Source organism: Streptomyces sp. NBC_01351, assembly GCF_036237315.1.
Taxonomy (GTDB): domain Bacteria; phylum Actinomycetota; class Actinomycetes; order Streptomycetales; family Streptomycetaceae; genus Streptomyces.
Map to the genome: position 1 here is coordinate 7205622 of NZ_CP108356.1, position 22486 is coordinate 7228107.

Annotated in this window: 16 protein-coding genes and 1 pseudogene; 8 read left to right on the top strand and 9 right to left on the bottom strand. The window is 73.4% G+C overall.

Annotated elements, in window-relative coordinates; translation table 11 throughout:
* Nucleotides 1-3: 3 nt before the first annotated feature.
* From OG625_RS33285 to OG625_RS33295, 3 genes are read right to left on the bottom strand one after another with little or no spacing between them, the layout of a single operon-like run.
* Entirely contained in the window at nucleotides 4-648 is a 645-nt protein-coding gene (locus tag OG625_RS33285) for a 4'-phosphopantetheinyl transferase family protein (protein WP_329388383.1), read from the bottom strand.
* An 11-nt stretch (nucleotides 649-659) separates the two neighbouring features.
* A complete protein-coding gene (locus OG625_RS33290) occupies nucleotides 660-5336 on the bottom strand; it encodes a type I polyketide synthase (RefSeq protein WP_329388385.1) in 4677 nt (1558 codons plus the stop codon).
* 60 nt (nucleotides 5337-5396) lie between these two features.
* Nucleotides 5397-7718, bottom strand: coding sequence for an MMPL family transporter (locus OG625_RS33295; RefSeq protein ID WP_329388387.1), 2322 nt, complete (start codon nucleotides 7716-7718; stop codon nucleotides 5397-5399).
* Nucleotides 7719-7807: 89 nt separating this feature from the next.
* Between OG625_RS33295 and recQ the strand changes: the two genes are divergently transcribed.
* The 3 genes and pseudogenes from recQ to OG625_RS33310 form a co-directional block, all read left to right on the top strand.
* Nucleotides 7808-9814 (top strand): DNA helicase RecQ, encoded by a 2007-nt coding sequence (gene recQ / locus OG625_RS33300; protein WP_329388389.1) that lies wholly within the window; start codon nucleotides 7808-7810, stop codon nucleotides 9812-9814.
* On the top strand, nucleotides 9796-10227 hold the full coding sequence (locus tag OG625_RS33305; protein ID WP_329388391.1) for a DUF5990 family protein: 432 nt from the start codon (nucleotides 9796-9798) through the stop codon (nucleotides 10225-10227). Before recQ ends, OG625_RS33305 begins: the two co-directional genes overlap by 19 nt.
* A gap of 97 nt (nucleotides 10228-10324) precedes the next feature.
* Nucleotides 10325-11077 (top strand): annotated as a pseudogene (locus OG625_RS33310) (CehA/McbA family metallohydrolase); the annotation flags it as partial.
* Between the two features lie 208 nt (nucleotides 11078-11285).
* Here OG625_RS33310 and OG625_RS33315 read toward each other — a convergent pair.
* Both OG625_RS33315 and OG625_RS33320 read right to left on the bottom strand, forming a co-directional pair.
* The gene (locus OG625_RS33315; protein WP_329388395.1) at nucleotides 11286-12113 is read right to left on the bottom strand and encodes a dienelactone hydrolase family protein; all 828 of its coding nucleotides are present in this window, start codon (nucleotides 12111-12113) and stop codon (nucleotides 11286-11288) included.
* Between the two features lie 95 nt (nucleotides 12114-12208).
* Nucleotides 12209-13129 carry an MBL fold metallo-hydrolase gene (locus tag OG625_RS33320; protein WP_329388397.1) on the bottom strand — a complete coding sequence of 307 codons (921 nt, stop codon included), beginning with the start codon at nucleotides 13127-13129 and terminating at the stop codon, nucleotides 12209-12211.
* Nucleotides 13130-13232: 103 nt separating this feature from the next.
* Here OG625_RS33320 and OG625_RS33325 point away from each other — a divergent pair, with 103 nt between their 5' ends.
* The 3 genes from OG625_RS33325 to OG625_RS33335 all read left to right on the top strand — a co-directional run bounded on the left by OG625_RS33325 (nucleotide 13233) and on the right by OG625_RS33335 (nucleotide 17421).
* Nucleotides 13233-14147 (top strand): helix-turn-helix domain-containing protein, encoded by a 915-nt coding sequence (locus tag OG625_RS33325; protein ID WP_329388399.1) that lies wholly within the window; start codon nucleotides 13233-13235, stop codon nucleotides 14145-14147.
* A 145-nt stretch (nucleotides 14148-14292) separates the two neighbouring features.
* Nucleotides 14293-14997 (top strand): GNAT family N-acetyltransferase, encoded by a 705-nt coding sequence (locus OG625_RS33330; RefSeq protein ID WP_329388401.1) that lies wholly within the window; start codon nucleotides 14293-14295, stop codon nucleotides 14995-14997.
* 78 nt (nucleotides 14998-15075) lie between these two features.
* Nucleotides 15076-17421 (top strand): Rv1355c family protein, encoded by a 2346-nt coding sequence (locus tag OG625_RS33335; protein WP_329388403.1) that lies wholly within the window; start codon nucleotides 15076-15078, stop codon nucleotides 17419-17421.
* Nucleotides 17422-17442: 21 nt separating this feature from the next.
* On the opposite strand, the gene OG625_RS33340 is transcribed toward OG625_RS33335, so the two are convergent.
* Together OG625_RS33340 and OG625_RS33345 are read right to left on the bottom strand one after the other, a co-directional pair.
* A complete protein-coding gene (locus OG625_RS33340; RefSeq protein WP_329388406.1) occupies nucleotides 17443-17928 on the bottom strand; it encodes an FxLYD domain-containing protein in 486 nt (161 codons plus the stop codon).
* A 365-nt stretch (nucleotides 17929-18293) separates the two neighbouring features.
* The gene (locus OG625_RS33345) at nucleotides 18294-18785 is read right to left on the bottom strand and encodes a DUF1269 domain-containing protein (protein WP_329388408.1); all 492 of its coding nucleotides are present in this window, start codon (nucleotides 18783-18785) and stop codon (nucleotides 18294-18296) included.
* A gap of 276 nt (nucleotides 18786-19061) precedes the next feature.
* On the opposite strand from OG625_RS33345, the gene OG625_RS33350 reads away from it, so the two are divergent.
* Entirely contained in the window at nucleotides 19062-19529 is a 468-nt protein-coding gene (locus OG625_RS33350; protein ID WP_443067822.1) for a DUF7144 family membrane protein, read from the top strand.
* Between the two features lie 199 nt (nucleotides 19530-19728).
* Complete coding sequence (locus OG625_RS33355) at nucleotides 19729-20337, top strand: GOLPH3/VPS74 family protein (RefSeq protein WP_329388410.1); 609 nt, start codon at nucleotides 19729-19731, stop codon at nucleotides 20335-20337.
* A gap of 57 nt (nucleotides 20338-20394) precedes the next feature.
* Here OG625_RS33355 and OG625_RS33360 read toward each other — a convergent pair whose 3' ends face one another.
* Both OG625_RS33360 and OG625_RS33365 read right to left on the bottom strand, forming a co-directional pair.
* The gene (locus OG625_RS33360; protein ID WP_329388412.1) at nucleotides 20395-21534 is read right to left on the bottom strand and encodes a DUF6183 family protein; all 1140 of its coding nucleotides are present in this window, start codon (nucleotides 21532-21534) and stop codon (nucleotides 20395-20397) included.
* Nucleotides 21535-21629: 95 nt separating this feature from the next.
* Nucleotides 21630-22427, bottom strand: coding sequence for a VOC family protein (locus tag OG625_RS33365; RefSeq protein ID WP_329388414.1), 798 nt, complete (start codon nucleotides 22425-22427; stop codon nucleotides 21630-21632).
* Nucleotides 22428-22486: the final 59 nt, after the last annotated feature.

Consider the following 22486-nt stretch of genomic DNA (forward strand, 5'->3'; position numbering starts at 1 on the left):
CCGTCAGGGGCGCGCGAGGACGAGGGCGAGCAGCGCGTCCCCCGCTCGCCACACCATCGCGCGGCGCCGTCCGGCGAGCAGGGGCGGCCCGAGGGCGAGGATCTCGATGCCGCGCGGCGCTGCGCCGAAGACGCTGCTGCGGTCGGCCTTGACCGCGGCTTCCTTGAGCGCCCAGGCGCCGGCCAGCGCCTCGGGCCGCCGCGTACCGATGAGGGAGAGCTCCGAGGGCGAGAAGGCGTGGTCCGCGACGCGGCGCACGGTGGCGGCGGAGCCGGTCTCGCACAGGTCCACGCCGACCGGTTCCGGGGCGAGGGCCGCGGCGACGTGGCGGGTTGTGTGGCTGATGGAGAGGTGCAGCCCGGGCACCGGGCTGCCGCCGACGAGCACGCACGGGCTGCCGTCGGCACGCGGGAGGACCTCCACCTGGGGCGCCGGCGCGGAGACGACCTGGCCGACCAAGCGCTTGGCGAGCAGTCGGCCGGCCAGCCACTCGGCCTGCCGCCAGGCCGGGAGCGCGCCGACCACGCGGCGCTCGGCCACCGAAAGGGGTGGCGCTGCGAGGAGGTCGGTGCGCCGGGCCACGATGAGGGCCGCTCCGCCCCATCGGTGGACGTCGCCCGGCGCGATCCGCCGGAAGGTGGTGTCCATGACGGCGGGGCTCAGGCGGCGGCCGGAGCCGGAGCGGGAGCGGGAGCCGGGGCCGGTTCCAGGTTCCGGAGCTCCTGCGCCAGCGCGGTCACCGTGCGGCGGATCTGGTCGGGCGTGTGCTCATGGGTGACGAAGAAGCGCAGCCGGGCCATCTCCTCGGGTACCGCCGGGTAGAGGATCGGATTGACGCTGATTCCCTGCTGGAACAAGGCCTCGGCCAGCCGCAGCGTCCTCAGCGAGTCCCCGACAATGCACGGCACGATCGCCGTGTCGTGGCTGTCCCCGGTGTCCACGCCCGCATCGCGCGCGAGGCGGACGAGCAGCGCGGCGTTCTCGGCCAGACGTGCCACGCGCTCCGGCTCCGCACGCAGCACCCGCAGGGCGGTCAGGGAGGCGGCGGTGTCGGCCGGGGTCATGCCCGCGCTGAAGACGAATCCCGGAACGGTGTACCGCAGGTACTCGACGACCGCCCGGTTCCCGGCGACGTAGCCGCCGCAGCTCGCCAGGGCCTTGGACAGCGTCCCCGACCACAGTTCCACGGCCGAGCGGTCGACGCCGAAGTACTCGCCGATACCGCGCCCCGTCGCACCGATCGTGCCGATGCTGTGCGCTTCGTCGATCATCAGCAGGGCACCGTGCCGCCGCTTGACCTCGATGAGCGCGGGCAGGTCGGCGATGTCGCCGTCCATGCTGTACACGCCCTCGATGACGACGAGCACCCGCCGGTACTGGTGGCGGACCCGCGCGAGGAGGGCGTCGAGGGCGGCCGCGTCGTTGTGGGGGAACGGCCGCCGGGTCGCGCCGGAGAGCGTGCACCCCTGCAGGATGCTGTCGTGGGCGAGGGAGTCGTGGACGACGAGGTCGCCCGGTCCGACGAGGTGCCCGATCACGGTGACGTTGGTGGCGTGCCCGTTGGCCAGGGTGATCGCGGCCTCGCATCCGAGCAGGTCGGCGAGTTCGGTGTCGAGCTCCACGTGGAGCGGACGGCTGCCGGACAGCAGCCGGCTGGCGGACACCGACGTGCCGTAGCGCTCGATCGCCTCCTTGGCGGCCTCGCTCACACGGGGGTGCGTGGCCATGCCCAGGTAGTTGTAGCTGGAGAAGGAGAGGAGCTCCCGGCCGTCCACCACGGTGGTGTCGGTCATGCCGCCCTCGTGGACGAGGAAGTACGGATTGGGGAGCCCGAGCGCCCCGAGCGTCTCCACGCGGCGGCCGTGCTCGGTGACCTCCGGGAAGCACTCGATCCGCGTGTGCTCCTCGGGCAGCGGGACGGGCGGGCCGGAGGGCGCCTGGTGCCCCTGCTCGTGCTGCCCGTGTTCGTGCTCGGCGCGCTGACCGGGTACGGCGGCGGGCGTGGCTTCGGCCTCAGGTTCGGCCTTGGCCTTGGCCTTGACCTTGGCCTCGGCCTCGAACCTGGCCTCGGCCTTGGGCTCGACCCCAGCCCCGCCCTCGGGCTCGGCTTCGGCCTCGGCGGTGCCGGTCGCGATCAGCGCGGAGATCCTCCCGACCGTCGGCCGGTCGGCCACCCTTTCGTCGAACCTCCACCGCGGCCACTCCCGCTTGAGGGAGGTGAACAGGTCGGTCAGCATCAGCGAGTCGAAACCGAGGTCGTCGATCAGCAGCTGGTCGCCGTTCAGGTGGCTCACCGGGAACGCGCTGATCCGGGCCACGTGCCCGAGCACGGTTCCTGTGACCTCGTCGATGCCCCCGATCAGCGACGGCTCCGCGTCGGCCGGTGCGGCAGCCGGTGCGTCGACCGGTACGGCGGCCGGTACGAAGACCTCCTCGGCCGGCGCGGGCTGCGCCGGCGCAGGCTCCGGTCGGGGCGCCGGCTCCGGTCGGGGCCGGACCGGGGCGGCGGGGGCCGCCTGCCGTGCGCCGCGCCCGCCCGTCACCCAGTACGACTGGGTGTCGAGCTTCGCCACCGGCAGGTCCAGCAGACGGCGGTCCTCCGCGGGAACCAGGGCGCGCGGGTCGACCGGGACGCCCAGGACCGCGAGCCGGGCGAGGGCCAGGACGAAGGAGCGCCCGCCGTCCGGCTCCGCCCCCACGACGGGGACGACGTGGAGGTCGCCGTGGCCGGAGAGGTTGCGGCAGACCGAGGTGAGCAGCGAGCTGCCGCCGGCCACCTGGACGAAGACGCGCGCGCCCTGCTCGTACGCGGTGCGGACGGCGTCGCCGAAGTGGACCGGCGAGGACGCGTGCCGCGCCCACAGCTCGCGCAGTCGCCCGGGGTCGGAGCAGACCTCCGCGTTCACGGAGGAGATGAACGGCAGCACGGGGCCGCTGACGGGACGGGCGGCGAGGTCCGCGCGCATGCTCTCCTCGGCGGAGGCCAGCCGCGGCGAGTGGAAGGCATTGGACACCTCCAGCATCGCCGTCACGATCCCGGCCTCGGCGCAGGCCTGCCGCATCGCGGCGAGTCCGTGCGGCGTGCCGCTGACCACGACCTGCCGCGGCTGGTTGAAGCAGGCGAGCCACACGTCGTCGATGCCGTCGATGAGCCGGCGGCAGGTCTCCCTGTCGCTCTGCACGGCGAGCATTCCGCCCCGCTGGCCGCTCTCGGCCTGCCGCAGGGCCGCGCCGCGGTGGACGAGCAGCCGGACGGCGCCCTCGTCGGAGAGCGCTCCGGCGGCCGCGGCCGCGGCGAACTCCCCGACGCTGTGGCCGAGGGTGAGGTCGGGGGCGATCCCGCAGTCGGCGAGGAGCCGGGTCGCGGCGATCTGGACGGTACCGAGCAGCGGCTGGCACACCTCGGTCGAGGTGAGCCGCTGTCCGAGCTCCTCGGTGCGGCCACGGGTGTACGCGGTGGCCGCGGCCTCCCCGTACAGCAGATCGGCGATGTCGAAGCCGGTGTCGCGGCGCGCCACGGCGCTCAGGACCCCGACCGTCGCCCGGAAGCCGGGGAACCGCTCGTGCAGGTCCTCCATCATGCCCGGCCGCTGACTGCCCTGACCGGGGAAGAGGAAGGCGATCCGGCGCTGATCGGCCGGCAGCGGGGCGTCGGCGGCGAAGGCGCCGTCGCCGAGGTCGCCCCGGGCGCCTTCGACGAGCTGCCGGCGGGCGTGGCGCAGCCGTTCGGTGAACCCGTCCGTGTCGGTGGCCACGATCGCGAGCCGGGCCGTCAGCGGCCGGCGCGCGCCCAGCGTGTGGGCTAGCGCGGTGATCGGCGGACGGTCCGCCGTGTCGAGGGCGTCGAGCACGTCGAGCACCTCGCCGATGTGCCGGTCCAGCAGCTCGGGGTTGCCGGCCGACAGCAGTACGAGGTGGGGCGCGGGGCCCTCGGTGCGTACGGCGGGGCGGGCGGCGGCCGGCGCGGTCGGCGCCTCCTCCAGCACCACGTGGACGTTGGTACCGCCGAAACCGAAGGAGCTGACGGCGGCCCGCCGCGGGGCCCGCTCGCGCGGCCAGGGCCGTGCGGTCTCGGCGATGCGCAGGCCCGCGGCGGAGATGCCGAGGTCCGGATGGGGGGTGGTGTGAGGCTGGGGCACGATCGTGCGGTGGTGGACGACCAGGGCCGTCTTGATCAGCCCCGCGATGCCCGCCGCGGCCAGGGAGTGCCCGATCAGGGCCTTGCCGGCGGCGAGGTAGCACAGCGCGGGGTCGTCGTCGGGGTACTCGGTGCGCAGCCGGCGCAGCGCCTCCGACTCGGCGCGGTCGCCCGCGGCGGTCCCGGTGCCGTGGGCTTCGAGGAAGCCGACGGAGGAGGGGGCGACCCCGGCGTCGTCGTAGGCGCGGCGCATGGCGCGGAGCTGGCCTTCGGCGGTGGGGATCAGAGGCCCGGGGGAGGCGCCGTCGTTGGCCGAACCGACGCCCTTGATCACCGCGTAGACGCGGTCTCCGTCGGCGAGCGCGTCGGCGAGCGGCCGTATGACGACGACCCCCGCGCCCTCGCCGAGGACGAAGCCGTCGGCCGCCTCGTCGAACGGCCGGCACACCCCGCTGGCGGACAGCGCGCGGAGCCGGGAGAAGCCGACCAGGCTGTCGGGGGTGAGGTTGAGGTACACCCCGCCGACGGCGGCGATCCGGCAGGTGCCCAGCCGCAGGTGGGCGATCGCCTGGTCGAGGGCGACCAGCGATCCGGAGCACGCGGCGTCGACGGCGAAGCTGGGGCCGCCGAGGTCGAAGTGCCGGCTGACGGTCCCGGACGCCATGTTGAGGAGGCTCCCGGGCAGCGTGAAGCTCTGGATGGTGCCGAGCTGCCCTGCCTGCGCCTTGACGGCGTCGAGGCCGTCCCGGTCGTCCGCGTCGAGCGAGTCCTCGGCCAGGGTGATGGCCCGGATGGGGGCCGCCATCAGGTCCTTGTAGTCGGACACCGACAGTCCGAAGAAGACCCCGGTGTTCTCCCGGTCGAAGTCGCCGCGTCCCAGCCCCGCGTCGTCGAGGGCCTCGCGCGTGACGTCGAGCATCAGGCGGTGCTGCGGGTCCATGGCCCGGGCGCGGGCGGGCGGGATCCCGTAGTGCAGGGCGTCGAAGCGGTCCACGTCGTCCAGGAAGGCGACCTGGTCGGTGTAGGCCGCGTTGGGGGCCGACCGGTTGGCGGGTTCGTGGAAGGTCTCGTGGTTCCAGCGTTCCGGCGGGACGGCGGAGAACTGCCGCTCCCCGCTCAGCAGGAGCTTCCAGTAGCCGTGGACGTCGAGGGCTCCGGGGAAGCGGCAGCCGAGTCCGGTGATGGCGATGTCGGTCATGACGGTTCTTCCTTCGGTGTTGTGGTGCGGTGCGGGATGCGTACGGGGGTGTGCCGGCCGTCAGCGGCGCGCGGGGGCGCGGGTGCAGAGGGCGGTGCGGACCGGGGCCCGGCGGCGCACGGGCGGGCACCTCCCGGAGGTGTCCGGGGGAGGGCGGGGCGCCGGGCGCGGCGCCCTGCGCTTCAGTACCCGCGGCGCCCACCAGTTCAGGCCGCCCGCCAGGCGCATGAGCGCCGGTACGAGGACGCCCCGTACGAGCGTGGCGTCGAGGAGGACGCCAAGGCCCGCGCCGATCCCGAAGAACTGCAGGAGGGAGACCCGGGAGGTGCCGAAGCTCAGCAGGGTGAAGGCCAGGAGGGCGCCGGCGGTCGTGACGATGCCGCCCGTGCGGGAGATGCCCGTGACGATCGCGGCGGCGTCGTCCTGCCCCGCCTCGTGCGCCTCCTTGATCCGCGCGAGGACGAACACCTCGTAGTCCACGGACAGCCCGAAGACGATGCAGAACAGCAGCACCGGCATGGTCGTGCTGAGCGGGCCGGGCGTGAAACCGAGCAGCTGGTGCAGATGGCCCGACTGGAAGATCCACACCATGGCGCCGAGGACGGCGGTGAGGCTCAGCGCGTTCAGTGCGATGGCCTTCAGCGGCAGGAGCAGGCTGCGCGTGAAGCCGAGCAGCAGCACGAAGGTGGTGAGGGTGATCACGGAGAGGGCGAGCGGCAGCCGGTCCGCGACGGTGGCCTTCGCGTCGACCAGCACCGCGCTCGGTCCGCCGACGAGGACCTCTGTGCCCGCCGGGGCGACGGCCCCGCGGACGTCGCGCACGAGCTGCTGCGCGGCGTCCGACCGGGGGTCGACCAGCGGCACCACGGAGAGCCGGACCGGGCCCTCGCCGACGGGGCCCACGACCTCCGTGACCTGCCCGACCTGCGGGAGGGAGGACAGCCGACGGGCGTACTCGGCCCGCTCCGGCGCGGACGCGGTACCCGCCATGACGACGTTCAGCGCACCGGCGCCCTTCATGTCGAACTCCTCGCGCACCAGGTCCCCGGTCTGCCGGCCGGCCGTGCTCAGCGGCAGCGCCCGGTCGTCGGGGGTGGCGAAAGTGGCGTGCGCGAACGGCCCGGAGAGGAGCACCAGCAGACCGATCACCGGCAGCGCCGCGACCAGCGGGCGGCGTACGACGATCCGCGCCAGCCCTTCCCAGAACCGCGACCGCGAGCCCGCGTGCACGCGGCGGCGCCACGGCACGGGCCAGGCGTTCACCCGGTTCCCGAGCAGTGTGAGCAGGGCCGGCAGGACGGTCACGGCGCTCACGGCCGCGATGGCCACCACGGCGATGCCCGCGTAGGCGAAGGAGCGCAGGAAGTACGGCGGGAACACGAGCAGCGTCGCGAGCGCGGCCGAGACCGTGGCGGCACTGAACAGGATCGTGTGGCCGGCGGTGCGCACGGTCCGCACGGCGGCGTTGCGCGGCCGGTATCCGGCGGCGAGTTCCTCACGGAACCGGGAGACGATCAGCAGCCCGTAGTCGATGCCCAGCCCCAGGCCGAGCGCCGTGGTGAGGTTCAGCGCGAACACGGACACGTCGGTGACGGCGCCGAGGACGCTCAGGATCAGCAGGGTCCCGGCGATGGCCAGCACCCCGATCAGCAGGGGCAGGGCCGCGGCCACCACACTGCCGAACACCAGGACCAGCAGGAGCAGGGTGCCCGGCAGGACGACGGCCTCGGCCCGCTTCAGGTCGGACTCCGCGATGTCCTGGAGCTCGGCGTCGACCAGAGCCGGTCCGCCCGCGTGGACGGAAAGGGAGCCGGACGTGGAGGCGGCCGGGGCGGTCAGCTCGTCGCGCAGGCGCTCGACCCGCTCCGCGAGCTCCTCGCCCTCGCCGTCCACGTGCGCGAGGAGCATGGCCGCGTGGCCGTCCCGGCTGCGCAGCTCCGCCGCGCCGCCGGTCCAGTACGAGGTCACGGCGCTCACGTGCGGCCGGGCGGCGAGGCGCCCGGTCAGGCCCTCGCCCGCGCTCCGGGCCGCCGGGTCGTCGACGTAACCGCCGCGCACCCGCGCCACGACCACCAGGTTGGGGGAGGCTCCGAGCCGCTCGGCCGCCACCTGGGCGGCGCGGCTGGACTCGGATCGCGGATCGTCGTACCCCTGCGTCTTCAGCCGGCCGGTCGATCCCGCGCCGAGCGCGACGGACAGCAGCAGGAACGCGAGTGCGGCGAAGAGGACGAACCGGGGGCGGCGGGTCACGAAGACTCCGGCACGGGGGTACATGGTGCCTCCGATTCCCTGGTAGATCCCGATCGGCTCCTGCTGAGCAGGACGGTCGATCTCCACCGTGCCCGGGGGCGGGGCGAGGGCGTAGCCCCGGCAATTCGTCACTTGACAGGAGCCGTGGGGAGGTCTCCGGCTTGTCCACAGGTTCGGCCGGGAGGGACGGGGGTGTCGGCAGGTGCCGCTAGGCTTCTCGAATGGCCCTTCCGGACGCGTCCCCCGAGATCTCCGATGCTCTGCGCGTGCTCCACCGCGTCTTCGGTTACGACTCCTTCCGCGGTGAGCAGCAGCAGATCATCGAGCAGGTGGCCGGCGGCGGCGACGCCCTCGTGCTCATGCCGACCGGCGGCGGCAAGTCGCTCTGCTACCAGATCCCGGCGCTCGTCAGAGACGGCACGGGCATCGTGATCTCGCCGCTCATCGCGCTGATGCAGGACCAGGTGGACGCGCTCACCGCCCTCGGCGTGCGGGCCGGATTCCTCAATTCCACGCAGGACACGTACGAGCGGCAGGCCGTCGAGCAGGCCTTCCTCGCCGACGAGCTGGACCTGCTGTACCTGGCGCCCGAGCGGCTGCGCACCGAGGGCACCCAGCGGCTGCTCGACCGGGGCAAGGTGGCGCTCTTCGCGATCGACGAGGCGCACTGCGTCGCCCAGTGGGGTCACGACTTCCGGCCGGACTACCTCGCGCTGTCCATGCTGCACGAGCGCTGGCCGAAGGTGCCGCGGATCGCGCTGACCGCGACGGCCACGAGCGCCACCCACGCCGAGATCGCGTCGCGGCTCGGTCTGGAGGACGCCCGGCACTTCGTGGCCAGTTTCGACCGGCCGAACATCCAGTACCGCATCGTGTCGAAGAGCAACCCGCAGAAGCAGCTGCTGGAGCTGATCCGGGCCGAGCACGACGGGGACGCGGGCGTCGTCTACTGCCTCTCGCGGGCCTCCGTGGAGAAGACCGCGGCCTTCCTCGTCGAGCAGGGCATCGACGCCGTGGCCTACCACGCGGGCATGGATTCCCGCACGCGCGCCGCGAACCAGGCCCGCTTCCTGCGGGAGGACGGGGTCGTGGTGGTGGCCACGATCGCCTTCGGCATGGGCATCGACAAGCCGGACGTGCGCTTCGTCGCCCACCTCGACCTGCCGAAGTCGGTCGAGGGCTACTACCAGGAGACCGGCCGCGCGGGCCGCGACGGCGAGCCGGCCACGGCGTGGCTGGCGTACGGCCTGCAGGACGTGGTCCAGCAGCGCAAGCTCATCGACGGCTCCGAGGGCGACGAGGCGCACCGGCGCTCGATGGCCGCGCACCTCGACGCCATGCTCGCGCTGTGCGAGACGGTCGACTGCCGCAGGGTGGGGCTGCTGGCCTACTTCGGTCAGCCGGGCGAGGCGTGCGGGAACTGCGACACGTGCCTGACGCCGCCCGAGTCCTGGGACGCGACGGTCGCCGCGCAGAAGCTGCTGTCCACGGTGTGGCGCCTCGCGAAGGAACGGCGCCAGAAGTTCGGCGCGGGCCAGATCATCGACATCCTGCAGGGCAAGAAGACCGCCAAGGTCATCCAGTTCGACCACGACGGGCTGTCGGTGTTCGGAGTCGGGGCGGACCTGAGCACCGCGGAGTGGCGAGGCGTCGTACGCCAGCTGCTCGCGCTGCGGCTGCTGACGGTGGAAGGCGACTTCGGGACGCTCGTGCTGACGGACGACAGCGGCGAGGTGCTGGGCGGGCGCCGCAAGGTCACGATGCGCAAGGAGACCGCGGCGGCGAGCCCCGCCCGCAAGGACTCCGGATCGCGCAAGGGCAAGGGCGGCCGGGTGCCGGCCGACCTGCCGGCGGCCGCGGTCCCGGTCTTCGAGGCCTTGCGGGCCTGGCGGGCCGCGACGGCGCGCGAACAGGGCGTACCGGCGTACGTCGTCTTCCACGACGCGACGCTGCGGGAGATCGCGACGCGGCTGCCCGGCACGGCCGAGGAGCTGGGCACGATCGGCGGGGTCGGCGAGGCCAAGCTCGCCAAGTACGCCGAAGGCGTGCTCGGGGCCCTGGCCGAGGCCCACGCCACGGTTCCGGCCCCGGCGACCCCGCCCCCTGCCGAGTCCGTCCCGCAGGTGCCCGTGCCGGCTCCGGCATCCCGTTCCGCCGCGCCGTACGACGAGGAGCCGCCGCCCTTCGACCTGGAGGAAATGGACCCGCCGTGGGACGACTGGGAGTAGTCCTCGCGCTGCGGATCGTGGGCCGCGAGCTGCCGGGCCGTGAATGCGGCGGGTACCGGGACGTGCACGTCGCCGTGCAGCGCGGGCGGGAGCCCGAAGGGGCCGTGCCCGCGGACGCCGCGGAGGCGGTCTGGGAGTTCACCGTCGAGGCGGTCGCCGCCCCCGACGGCACCCGGGATTTCCGCGGACCCCACGTCCAGGGGCGGCGCGGGGCCCGGTTCCTCTACCTGACCTGGGGCGAGCAGCCGCCCGGCGGGGCGTTCACGATGTTCCGGCGGGCCAAGCTGATGCTCGACGACCTCCCCGCGCGGTCCGTCGAGCGGGGCACCGCCGAAGCACGGCTCGCCCTGACGGACCGGTGCGGAATGCCCGTGTGCGCGAGCGTCCGCCCGCCCGCCGTCACCTGGACCTGACGGGACCGGGCCTGACGGGACCGGACCTGACGGGACTGGACGGGGGCACGTGTGACGTGTTCACGCCGGATTTACCTCCCCGGCGATGCTCGGCGCCATGGCCCTCAGTAGACGAGCACTGCTGGCACAGGCAACCGCGGCGGCCACCGTCGCCACCTCCTCCGTAACGGCCGCCGCCGCAGCCGCGGAGCCGACCACCACCACGACGACCCTGCGCGGCACGATCCCGCCGGGGGCACCGGACTTCGTGTACGTCCCGCTGGACGTTCCGCTGGGCGTACGGGAGTTACGCGTCTCCTACCGCTACGACAAGCCGCCCACCCCGCCCGGCACCCCGGGCAACGCCCTCGACATCGGCCTGTTCGACCAGCGCGGCACCGCACTCGGCCGCCGCGGCTTCCGCGGCTGGTCCGGCGGCACCCGCAGCGAGTTCTTCGTCCGCGCCGACGACGCCACCCCGGGCTACCTGCCCGGTCCGCTGGAGCCCGGCCGCCGGCACGTCGCACTCGGCCCCTACACCGTGGCCCCGCAGGGCCTGCCGTACGAGATCACCGCCGTCCTCACCTTCGGCGAACCGGCGTCCCCCGCCCCCGTCACCTACCCGCCCGAGCGGGTCCCGGGCCGCGGACGCGCCTGGTACCGCGGTGACTGCCACGTCCACTCCGTGCACTCCGACGGCCGCCGCACCCCCACCGAGATAGCCGGCCTCGCCCGCGCCGCGGGCCTGGACTTCATCAACACCTCCGAACACAACACCCACAGCTCCCACACCGCCTGGGCGGGCGCCTGCGACCAGGGCCTGCTCGTCCTCACGGGAGAGGAGGTCACCACCCGCACCGGCCACGTCCTGACCGGGGCGGAGGGCTGCGACCTGCGGCTGGTCACGGACCAGGGCCTGGCGTTCACGGCGCCGGGGGCGACCTCCCTGGAGTGGCGCACGACGCCCGCCAGGGCCGCGTACGTCCGCGCGGAGGCCCGCCGTCCCGCGCAGATGCCACCGCTGCCCGGCCCGCCCGCTGCCTTCACCAACCCGATCTGGCTGGACTCCTGACGCAGGATCAGGACGGGCTGTCCAGCAGCCGCGTGCGGAACAGGCCGAGCACCTGGTCCAGCGCCGCCCGGGTCGGCTCGCCGGGGGCGTCGATCAGGTGCTCGGTCAGCACGGAGTGCGGGGGCAGCAGGCCCTCGGGGTTGGCGGCGCCGTCCTCCAGCTCGACGGCGACGAAGGCCTCGCCGAGCTCGCGCCGCAGGAAGGCGAACCGCTCCCCGGGCACGAACCGGTCGCCCTTGAACCGCAGCCCCATGACCTGCAACCCCTCCCGCTCGCAGCGCCCCCGTACGACGGCGAGCTCCGCGGGGCTGATGTCGATCGTCCGCGAACGGCCCGCCGAGACGGCCAGCGGCAGCGACGGCTGGGACAGCACCGGGGCGACCAGCCGGGGGTCGGTCGCCATCGCCAGCGCGAAGCCCCCGGTCAGGCACATCCCGACGGCACCGACGCCCGGGCCTCCGCACCGCTCGTGCTCGTGGGCGGCCAGGGCGCGCAGCCAGGCCACGACGCGGGAACTGCGGCCCGTGGCCAGCACGGTGAACTCGCGGCTCACGCACACCTTGAGCATCGTCGAGGCCGCGTACCGCGCGGTGCCCAGCCGGCCGTGCGCCTCGGGGCGCGGGTCGAGGCCGGGCTCGCCGAACAGCACCGGGAGCACGGCCGTGCAACCGATCGCCGCGACCCGGTCCGCGAACTCCAGCACCTTCGGCGTGATGCCCGGTACCTCGGCCATCACGATCACGGCGGGACCGGTGCCGCGCCGCAGGATCCCGCGTGAGGTGCCCTCGTGCGTGAACGAGCCCCGCTCGTACCCGGACAGGTCGTGGTCGGTCATGACTTCTCATCCCCTCCGCACACCGGACGGGCCGGGAGAACTCGGCGGCCCCGGGGGAGTCTCGCACGCGTGAGCGGGTTCGGGAGGCCCGCCGGTCAGACTTCGTCGCCCGGCGTGTACGAGGTGAACGGAGCCCAGCCCTTGAGGGCGAAGCCGCCGTCCTCCCGCACCACTTCGGCGGCGCCGTGGCCGCCGAAGTGCGCCGGAACCACCAGCCCGTTGTGGTCGGCGGCCCAGCCGAGCACCCTGCGCCGGGCGGCCCGCGCCTGCACGGCGTCCTCGCAGAAGCAGCTGTTCGCGTCCGGCTCCAGGATCTGCACCGGACTGTGCAGCAGGTCCCCGACGAACACCGCCCGGTCGGTGCCCGACGCGAGCGTGAGCACGGAGGACCCCGGGGTGTGGCCGGCGGCCAGGTTCAGCGTCAGGTTCGCGTCGATACGGTGGTCGGCGCCCTCCCACAACAGGGTCCGGCCCGCCTCGTGGACGGGGGCGACGCTGTCCGCGAAGGCCTGGGCGTTGCCGTCGCCGAGGACGGAGGCGTGACCGTTCGCCGGGTTCCAGAAATCGAAGTCGTCGCGGTGGATCAGGTAGGTGGCGTTCGGGAAGGTGGGCACCCAGTCCTCCCCGTCCAGACGGGTGTTCCAGCCCACGTGGTCCGCGTGCAGATGGGTGTTGACGACGAGGTCGACGTCCTCGGGGCGCACCCCGGCCCGGGCGAGGTTGCCCAGGAAGTCGGTCTCCAGCCGGTCCCAGGGCATGCCGGGGCGCGCCTTGTGGTTGCCGCCGCCGGTGTCGACCAGGATGGTGCGGCCCTCGCTGCGCAGCACCCAGGTCTGCAGCGCCGCGTTGGCGACCGGCGGCTCTCCATTGACGAACTCCGGCCGCAGCCAGGCGGATTCCTCCGCCCAGACGCTCTCACTGCTCTCGGGGACGAAGGCGCGGGGGGCGAGCCCGAGGGGTCCGTAGTACTCGCGGACCCGGCTCACGGTGACATTGCCCAACTCGATGGTGTCCATGGCCCCCACACTCGGCGGATCCGGGGCGGGCAGCCACACCCTTCCCTGCCTATCCCCGGCAGGGAGCGGTTACCGGCCGGAGACCTCCCGGATACTGGGGCGCATGGATGGACAGAGCTCCCTCGGCGCGTTCCTGCAGGCCCGCCGCTCCCGGCTGCGGCCCGAGGACATCGGCCTCGACACCTACGGCGAACGGCGCCGGGTCCAGGGCCTGCGCCGTGAGGAACTGGCCCTGCTCGCCGGCGTCAGCGCCTCGTACTACGCCCGGCTGGAACAGGGCCACGCGCACCACGCCTCCCCCGAGGTGCTGGACGCCATCGCCCACGCCCTGACGCTGGACGAGGTGGAGCGCCGGCACCTGCACGACCTCGCGGGGGCCGCCGTCCGGCGCCGACCGGCCCGCCGCCCGCCGCCGGAGCGCGTCGACCCGGCGACCCGTACGCTGCTGGACTCCATGCCCGACGTACCGGCCGTCGTCGGCGGCCGGCGCACCGACATCCTGGCCTGGAACCCGCTGGGTCACGCCCTGTTCGCCGGCCACCTGGACCCGCTCGCACCCGACCGGCCCGCGGACCGCCCCAACATGGCCTCGCTGATCTTCCTCGACGCCCACACCCGGGACCTGTACGTCAGCTGGGAGGACAAGGCGCGGGCCGTCGTGGGCAGCCTGCGCCACGCGGCGGGCCGCCACCCCGGGGACGCGCTGCTCGCCGCCCTCATCGGTGAACTCAGCATGCGGAGCGCCGAGTTCGCGACGATGTGGGCCGACCACCGGGTGCGGCAGTGCACCGTCGCCGAACACCGGATGAGGCATCCGCTGGTCGGCGCGCTGACGGTCAGCCAGCAGGCGTTGCGGATCACCGACGACCAGACCCTGCTCGTGGCGACCGCTCCCGCCGACTCGGAGGCCCGTACGGCTCTCCGATTGCTGGCGCAGGCCACTGCCACTGCCACTGCCACTGTCACCGCCACCGCCACTCACGAGGCCGTGGGCGCGGGAGGGGTCCCTCGGCCCTGACGCGGGTGCGGTGCGGGGGCGCCGCGGTCCCGAGCCGGGGACCGACCGGCTCTGCTCCCATCGGCAACGAGCCGCCGGTACAGTCGACTTGCGCCCCCGGCGCCGGGCTTTCGCGCACCCGCTCCCCATACCCCAAGGTCCCCACATGCACCTCGAACTGTTCGGCATCTCCTTCGACGATCCCCGCTACCAGGAGTTCCTCGCCGAGCAGGAGAGGGCGTACGCCCGGCTCGGCCACGAGACGATGGTCAGGTTCGGCAAGGGCGACGCGCGCGTCGGCGCCGATGCGCTCACCTGCGTGGCAGCCTTCGACGACGACGGCCGGCTCGTGGGCGGAGTGCGGATCCACCACGGCGTCGAAGGGGAGTTGCCCTCCGTCATCCACCTCGGCAGTCCGGAAGTCGCCTCCGCCGTCGCCGCGGCCCGCGCCCGGGGAGAGGCGGTGGCGGAGGTCTCCGGCGCGTGGGTGGCGCCGGACTGGCAGGGGCGCCATCTCGCCACCGTGCTGGTGGTCGCCGCCATCGCCGCCGCCGAGGCCCTCGGTGCCACGGCGATCCTCGGCAGCTGCTCAGCCCGGCTGACGGAGATGTACGAGCGCTGCGGCTACCGGTTCCGGCTGGAACGCCCCCTGACCGATGCCCCGTTGCCGGGAGTCACCTCGTACTACTCCATCGACCGCATCGAGGAGTTCCACGACCGGGAAGCGCCACTGACGGGGGCGCTGCACGCGCTGGGCCAAGGGCTGCGGAGCACGCGCGAGCGCGTACCCGAGCAGGTGCTGCGCGTCTGCGCCGACCGGCTCGGCCTGCGGCTGTTCGAGCCGTCGCTGTCCTACTCGCCGGAACGCTGACGCCCCCGGCCCTCCGACCTTTTCCCCCCGGCCCGCCGCCCCCCTCGTCCCCCGACCACGACCTGCCGAAGGTGCACGATGAGCCTGGAAGCGCACATCAACTCCCTTGCCCGGACCACCGCCGACGACGCGAGCCCCTGGCGTCCGCGGCTGTTCGACGCGGCCGACCCCGGCCAACGGGCGGAGCTGGCCGGGATGCTCGCCCGCGGTGAGGCGACGGCGGTGGGGGACACGCTCACCGAACAGGTGGAGGAGCTGCTCACCACCCGCCGTCCCGCCTGGCGTCCGAGCCCCGAAGAGCTCGCGGCGGCGGTGGCGGAACACCTCGACGGGCGGTCGTCCCTGGAGTACGGGACGTGGGTCTGGTTCCCGTGGTCGCGGCGGCTCGCGCACGTCCTGCCCGAGCCGGAGTACCGCGAGCTGCGCCAGTCCCGCAACCACTACAAGATCACAGCGGCGGAACAGGCCGAGCTCACCGGCAGGACGATCGCGGTGGCCGGGCTCTCCGTGGGCGCCGCCAGCGCGTTCACCCTCGCCCAGGAAGGGGTCGGCAGCCGCTTCCGGATCGCGGACTTCGACCGGCTCGCCCTCTCGAACCTCAACCGGCTGCGTGCCTCGGTCAGCGACATCGGCCTGCCCAAAGTGGTCATAGCCGCACGGCAGATGTACGAGATCGACCCCTACCTCGACATCGAGGTCTGGCCCGAAGGGCTCACCGAGGACAACGTCGACGCCTTCCTGACCGGCGGCGGCCGCGCCGACCTGTTCATCGAGGAGTGCGACGACCTCTACATCAAGGTCTTCGCGCGCGAACGTGCCCGGGCGCACGGGATCGCGGTGCTGATGGAGACCAACGAGCGCGGCATGCTGGACGTGGAACGCTTCGACCTCGAACCGGACCGGCCCCTGCTGCACGGCCTGATCGACGGCGTGGCCGCCGCCGACCTCAAGGGGCTTCCGGTCCGCGAGAAGGTGCCCCACGTCCTGCGGATCCTCGGCCCGGAGAACCTCTCGGAACGCATGGCCCCCTCGCTGATGGAGATCGGGCACACCCTCTCCTCCTGGCCCCAGCTCGCCTCGGGGGTGGCCCTGGGCGCCGCCGTTGTCACCGATACCGCCCGGCGCGTCCTGCTCGGGCAGTTCACCGCCTCGGGACGGTTCTTCGTCGACCCGGCGGAGCTCGTACGCGACGGCGCGCAGGCCCGGATCGAGGTGCAGACCCAGGGCCACGGCCACCAGGGCCACGGCCAGGCCCAGGGCCAGACGCCCGCGGTGCCCGGCATGCCGACGGACTCCCCGCTCCTGCTGCCCGGCCCCGGCGAGGTACTGGGCGAGGAGGGCATCCGCCGCCTCGTGGCGTACGGGATCCAGGCCCCCTCCGGCGGGAACGTGCAGCCCTGGACGTTCCTCGCGCGCGGACAGGTGCTGTACTGCCGCACCGACGACGCGCAGCCGCCGACGCTGCTCGACTTCCAGGGGGGCGCCACCCGGCTGGCGATCGGAGCGGCCGTCGAGAACATCGACCTCGCTGCCCGGGCCGCGGGCTGGGCCTGCCAGGTGCGCGCCTTCCCCGACCCGGCCGACCCGGGACTCGTCTGCGAGCTCACCTTCTCCAGGGCCCCGCACACACCGCGGCCCGAACTCGCCGACTGGATCGACCGGCGTGCCACCAACCGCCGGGCCGGCCCCGCCCGCCCCCTGGACGAGTCCCACCGGCAGGCCCTGACGCGCTGCGCGTCCGACAGCGGCGCACGACTGCACCTGGTCACCGACCGGGCGGAGCTGGAGGAGGCGGGGCGCGTCCTGGGCGCCTGCGACCGGCTGCGGATGCTGTCCCGCCGCCTGCACGCGGAGATGATGAGCGAGCTGCGCTGGACCCCCGAGGAGGTGCGGGCGACCCGGGACGGCATCGACATCGCCACCCTGGAAGCGGATGCCACCGACCTGGCGGGGCTGTCCCTCGCCCGGCACCGGCCCCACCTCGCCCTCGTCCGGCAGATGGGCGGCGGCCGGGCCTTCGAGGAGGGTGCGCGCAACAGCGTCGCGGCCTCCTCGGCGATCGGCTGCCTGACCATCCCCGGAACCGGCTCCGCCGCCTACTTCGAGGGAGGCCGGGCCCTGCAACGGCTCTGGCTCACCGCGACGTCCCTGGGCCTCGGGTTCCAGCCCGTCACCGTACTGCTGTACCTCCTGGCCCGAGTCGAGGGCGGCGGCAACGGCAACGGCGGCATCGACAACGGGCTGGACGCGACGGAAACGGCCACCCTGCACGCCCTGCGCAAACGGCTCGCCGCCCTCGTCCCGCAGCGCCCGGACGAGACGGAACTGCTCCTGTTCCGCCTCTCCTACGCGCCCCCGCCCACCGCCCGCGCCCTGCGCCGGGACGTCGGGACCGTACTCCGCTTCGACGACCCGGACGCGTGACGGGCGGCTTCCCGAGCGGGTTCAGTACCTGAGGGCGGTGCCCGGGGTGGCGGTCACGTCACCCGACAGCTTGTGGGTGCTGCGCGCGGTGGCGTCCTTGGACTCACCGGCGGCCACGTCGGAGACGGTGACGACCACCGTGTCCACCAGGTTGCCGGCGGGGTCCTTGAAGTCGACCTTGACGGCGAAGGACTTCGTCGAGTCGTCGGTGTTCCTGGCCGTGACGGTCACGGTCGACGAACCCTCGGCGTCGGTGGTGACGTCACCGAGCTTCACCGCGTCCTTGGCGTCGACGCCGTCCTTGACCTCGTCGAGCTTCTTCTTCGCGGAGTCGGTGGCCGAGTCGACCGCGTCGGCGGCCTGTGACCCGATCGAAGCGGCGGCCGATGCCGCCTTGGACGCCGCGTCCGAAGCACTGCCGTCGCCGTTGGAGCAACCGGCCGCTCCGGCGACGACCACCAGCGAGAGCAGGGTCCCGCAGGCGGTCCGAATCGAGTTACCGCGCATGCGGCTGCCTCCTTGTTCCGTGGTGCCCGCACGGTCCGCACGGACGTCCTGGTAAGAATCTGGCGCAGGTGGGCCGGGTGCAGGGAGACGCCCTGCCGGTCGAGCTCCTCGCGGAGTTCTCCGAGGGTGTCGAGGACCGGAACGCCGAGCTGGAAGCAGGCCGTCAGGTCCAGGACGACGGCCCGTGGCGGCGGCGCGGCGGGCCCGCCGCAGGTCCAGGACGGCTGTGGCTGGTCGCGTCCGCGCTCACCGCGCAAGCCCTCCTCGTCGGCCTCGTACCGCCCTGCCGCGCAACGCCGCTGCGGCCCGGCCCGGCTCGGACCGGCCCGGGGGAGGGGGCCGCCAAGCCGGGCCGCAGCGGGGTCTCAGGCCGCGAAGACCTCGCGGAGGCGCTGCTCCTGCTCACCGGACAGGTTGGAACGGATGAGCTGGGCCTTTCCGCCGGGGAACGCGCCGCGCACCCGCTCGATCACGGCGTCGGAGGAGAGCAGGAACAGTGCGGAGGTTCCCGGCTTGACCTCGGTCTTCACACCGTCGATGAACTGGTCGTCGATGCCGACATCGGCGAGGGATCCGCCGACGGCGCCGGCGGCCGCGCCCACGGCGGCGCCGAGCAGCGGGACGAAGAAGAGGAGGCCGAAGAGCATCCCCCAGAAGGTGCCGGAGAGGGCTCCGGCTCCCGTGAGGTTGTTCAGCTGCTGGGTCTTCGGCTTCTTGCGGTCCTCGGGCCAGGTCACGACGGCGGCGTCGTGCACCTGTATCAACCGTTCCTTCTGCAGCGCGAGCAGGGACGATTCCGCCTGCTGCGCGCCCTCGGGCGTGGGGAACTTCCAGACGGTGAGGGTGGTGGATGCCACGAAACGCTCCAGATGCCGGATGGTGTCGTCTTGGCGCCCAGTACATCCCAAGAGCTGACAATTCGCCATAAATGCCCAGCCCCTGAAGGTTCGCCGGCCTGCCCGGGTGCGGAGGCGACCCTTTTGGTGGGCCTTCCGTGTCATGCCCCTGCGCCCCTCGGCGTTCCGGGATGACGAATCACCCGTTCGGCCGTACTCCGCTGTTCGGTCACCGCGTCCGCACCGAGGGTGGGAGTGCGTGGGGCGTCCTCGCCCCAGCGGACGAAGGAGCTTCACGTGGCACAGACTGCGTCTTCGAGCGGAACCCCCCGGCATTCCTCCGCGGGAGGTGGGGAAGCGCCGTCGGGCACCGGAAGTGCCTGGGCGGCGGGCGGCGCCATGTTCGCCGGCGTCATCCTCCTGGTGGACGGCGTCATCGCCGTGCTCAAGGGCATCGCCGGCATCGCGGAGAACGACGTCTACGCCCGGCTGGGCGACTACGTCTACAAGCTCGACACCTCGGCCTGGGGCTGGATCCTCCTGGTCCTCGGCATCGTCCTCGCGGTCGTGGGCTGGGGGATCCTCAAGAACGCCCCGTGGGCGCGCGCCACGGGCGTCGCCCTGGCCGGGATCAGCATCGTCATCAACTTCATGTGGCTGCCCTACTCCCCGGTCTGGGCCCTCGTGTCGATCGCTCTCGGCGTCTTCGTGATCTGGGCCCTGTGCACGACGGGCTCGGACCGCACGGCATCCTCCGCCCTCTGATCCGAAGGAGCCCGCGCCCATGGCACCCGTGGCACCCATGGAGATCCTGGGGAGGGGGTGCCGCAGGCCGGTCGTGGCCCGGGACGCGGGCCGGGGATGTGACGTTTCGCGAACGGCCGGGTCCGAACCCCACCCATGGGCGGCCAAGTCGATCGACAATCGACCTGCACCCTTCCTGCACGGTTGAGAGGAGCCCTTGATGACCACGCCGCGGGACTTGTTGATCGTCACCATGGACATGGAGCCCGGTCGTCCCGTCGAACAGGGCGACCTCTCACTCGCGCTCGCGGGGGCCGAGGCGATCGATCTCCTCGCCGCCGAGGCCATCGGGCTGGACGGGGACCGCCTCGTGCCGGGCCGCCGGCCGGCCCCGGATGACCCCCTGTTGGGCGCGGCGGCCGCGTCGCTCGTTCGGGAGGCGCCCGACGAGTCGGTCGCCGACTGGCTGTGGCGCAGAGGCCGCGGCCTGTCCGCGGCGTACCGGGCTGCGCTCGAGGCGGAAGGCCAACTCGTCCGGCAACCGCGCCGCGGGATCTCCCTGCGGGCCGGTCGGCTCGTGCCGGCCGATACTCCTGCCCGCCGCCGGGCCGGGGAGCGCTGGAAATCGAACGAACCCGTCCTCGTTCTCCTCGCCGAGGCCGTGGGCGGCCGCGATGGACGCACCGGGGACTCTCCCGACGTGGCCGACGACACCGTCGCGACGGTACTGGCCGCCGTCAACGACGCGTTGGTGGAACTGGCGTCGGTACGGCAACGCCGAGCCATCGACGAGGCGGCCTTCGACAACATCTGGCGAGGCGGCGTCTGACGCCTGAGAGCCGGCAGCCCATGCGTGGCCCATGCGCGGCCCAGGCCAGGCCCAGGTCTAGTCGGTGTCCGTGGCTGCCAGGACCGCGAGGCGGCGGCCGTCCGGGGAAAGGGCGGCGATGCCGTAGTCATTGCCGATCTCGTTGTGGAAGAACTCGGCGTCGGTCTCGAAGTGGAACCAGGTGCACTGCTCGGCGCGGAGTTCCACCTCCCCCGCGCTCGCGCTGAACGGGGCGCCGCACAGGCCCGCCAGCGAGCGCCATGCCCGCAGCCGGCCCCATGCCCCGTACCTACCGGTGCCGTAGCAGCCCCCGACCGCCGAGGTGGCGAACAGCAGGGACCAGATGTCCCCCACGGGGCGGGCGGCTATCTCGTAGCGGCCGGTGGGGCCGAGGCCGGCGACGCAGTCCATCGGCAGGGTGGGGAGCAGGGCGGGCACCCGGTCGGGGGCGATGGGCTGCTCCGGCCGGAAGACCCAGGCCTCGGCGTAGCCCCAGTTCCCTTCGACGGCGGTGAGGATGAGGTCGTGCTCGTCCACCGTCACGGAGTTCCGCAGCGGCGACGCCTCGGTCGGGCGGGGGGTCGGCGGATCCAGACGGCCGTCCGTCTCGGGCAGGCCGGTCTTCACGCTCCCGGCCGAGCCGTTCGCGGAGTGGCGCGTGAAGTCGGGTGCGGTCTCCAGCGCGCGGCGGCGGTCGGGGAGCCAGGACAGGGGGTGCATCCGCGAGCCGGGCCGCAGGGCCGGGAACTCGTCCGGGTCCACGCCGCGCAACAGCAACTCGTGGAACAGACAGGTCCGCAGCTCGCCGAGCCGGTCGCCCTCGGGGACGTCGGCGAAGACCGCCTGCGCGAGGACCGCGGCCGGCTGGTGCTGGGCGAGCACCGTCGCCATGAGCGGCAGTTCGAGTCCCGCTTCTCCGGCAGCGGCTCCCTGTTCGCCGAGGAGCTGGAGCAGCAGCTCGACGCTGTCGCGGCCGGGGGTCGTGGCGAGGAGCCGCCGGAGGTAGGAGAGGTCGCTTCCGTGGATCCGGGCGGCCCGGGCGGCGGCCGCGTAACGGGTGGTGAGCTGCGACCCCACCCCGCGCAGATGGGCGATGTCTCCGGCCATGGCGTGCTGGAGGGCCTTGTCGCGCGCGAGGTGCTCAGGCTCGCAGTTGATCGTTTCGTCGTTCGCTCTGTCGTTCGCCTCGTCGTTCACGGTGCGCCAGCCTATGGCGCCTCGTGCGGGTCTTGTCGTCCGGACCCGCGTCGCCCGAGGGGTCGGGGCGCCGCCCACGGCAGGCGCGCGAGCCCCTAGCTCGGGGACGGCGTCAGCACCACGAAGTCGGCGTTCGACGGGTCGAGGCAGACGGCCAGCCGGCCGACGCCCTCGGCGTCCTCCGGCCCCATCTGCACGCTGCCGCCGCTCTCGATGACCTTGGCTACAGCGGCGTCACAGTCCGTGACGTTGAAGACCGGGTGCCAGTACGCCCGGCCGTCGGCCAGGGCGAGGTTCTCCTGAGGGAGTTCCATCAGACCGCCGTGCATGCGCTCCGCGGGCAGCCCGGCGGGGGTGACGAGGGAGTACGTGCCTCCGCCGCCCGGCAGTTCCATGTCACTGAACCACCAGCCGAGGACACCGCCGTAGAACTCCTTCGCCGCCGCGGCATCGCTCGTGTACAGCTCCGTCCAGGACATCGAGCCCGCCTCGTCCACCAGCTCGACGCCCGTGTTCGTCCCCGGCTGCCAGACGGCGAACTGGCCCCCCAGCGGATCGCTGTACTGCGCCATCCGGCCCCATTCGTCGAGGTCCCGCGGAGGCACCCGCACCGTGCCGCCGGCGCTCTCGACGGCCCGGGTCGTGGCGTCCGCGTCGGCGACGTTGTAGTAGATCATCCAGGCCGAGCGCGCCCCCTCCTCGGTGAGCTTGCCGAGCCCGGCGACGATCTTGCCGTCCTTGCGGAACATGCCGCCTTCCATGTCCTCCCCCTCGCCCATGGACTCGTACTCCCATCCGAGGACGCCGCCGTAGAAGGCGGCGGCGGCAGGGACGTCAGGGGCGCCGAGGTCGAGCCAGCAGGGGGAGCCGGGGGCGAAGTCAGTGGTGATCATGGCGATGGCCTTTCACGGATCGAGTACGACCCCAGCCTGGCACCGGACCCCGCCACCCG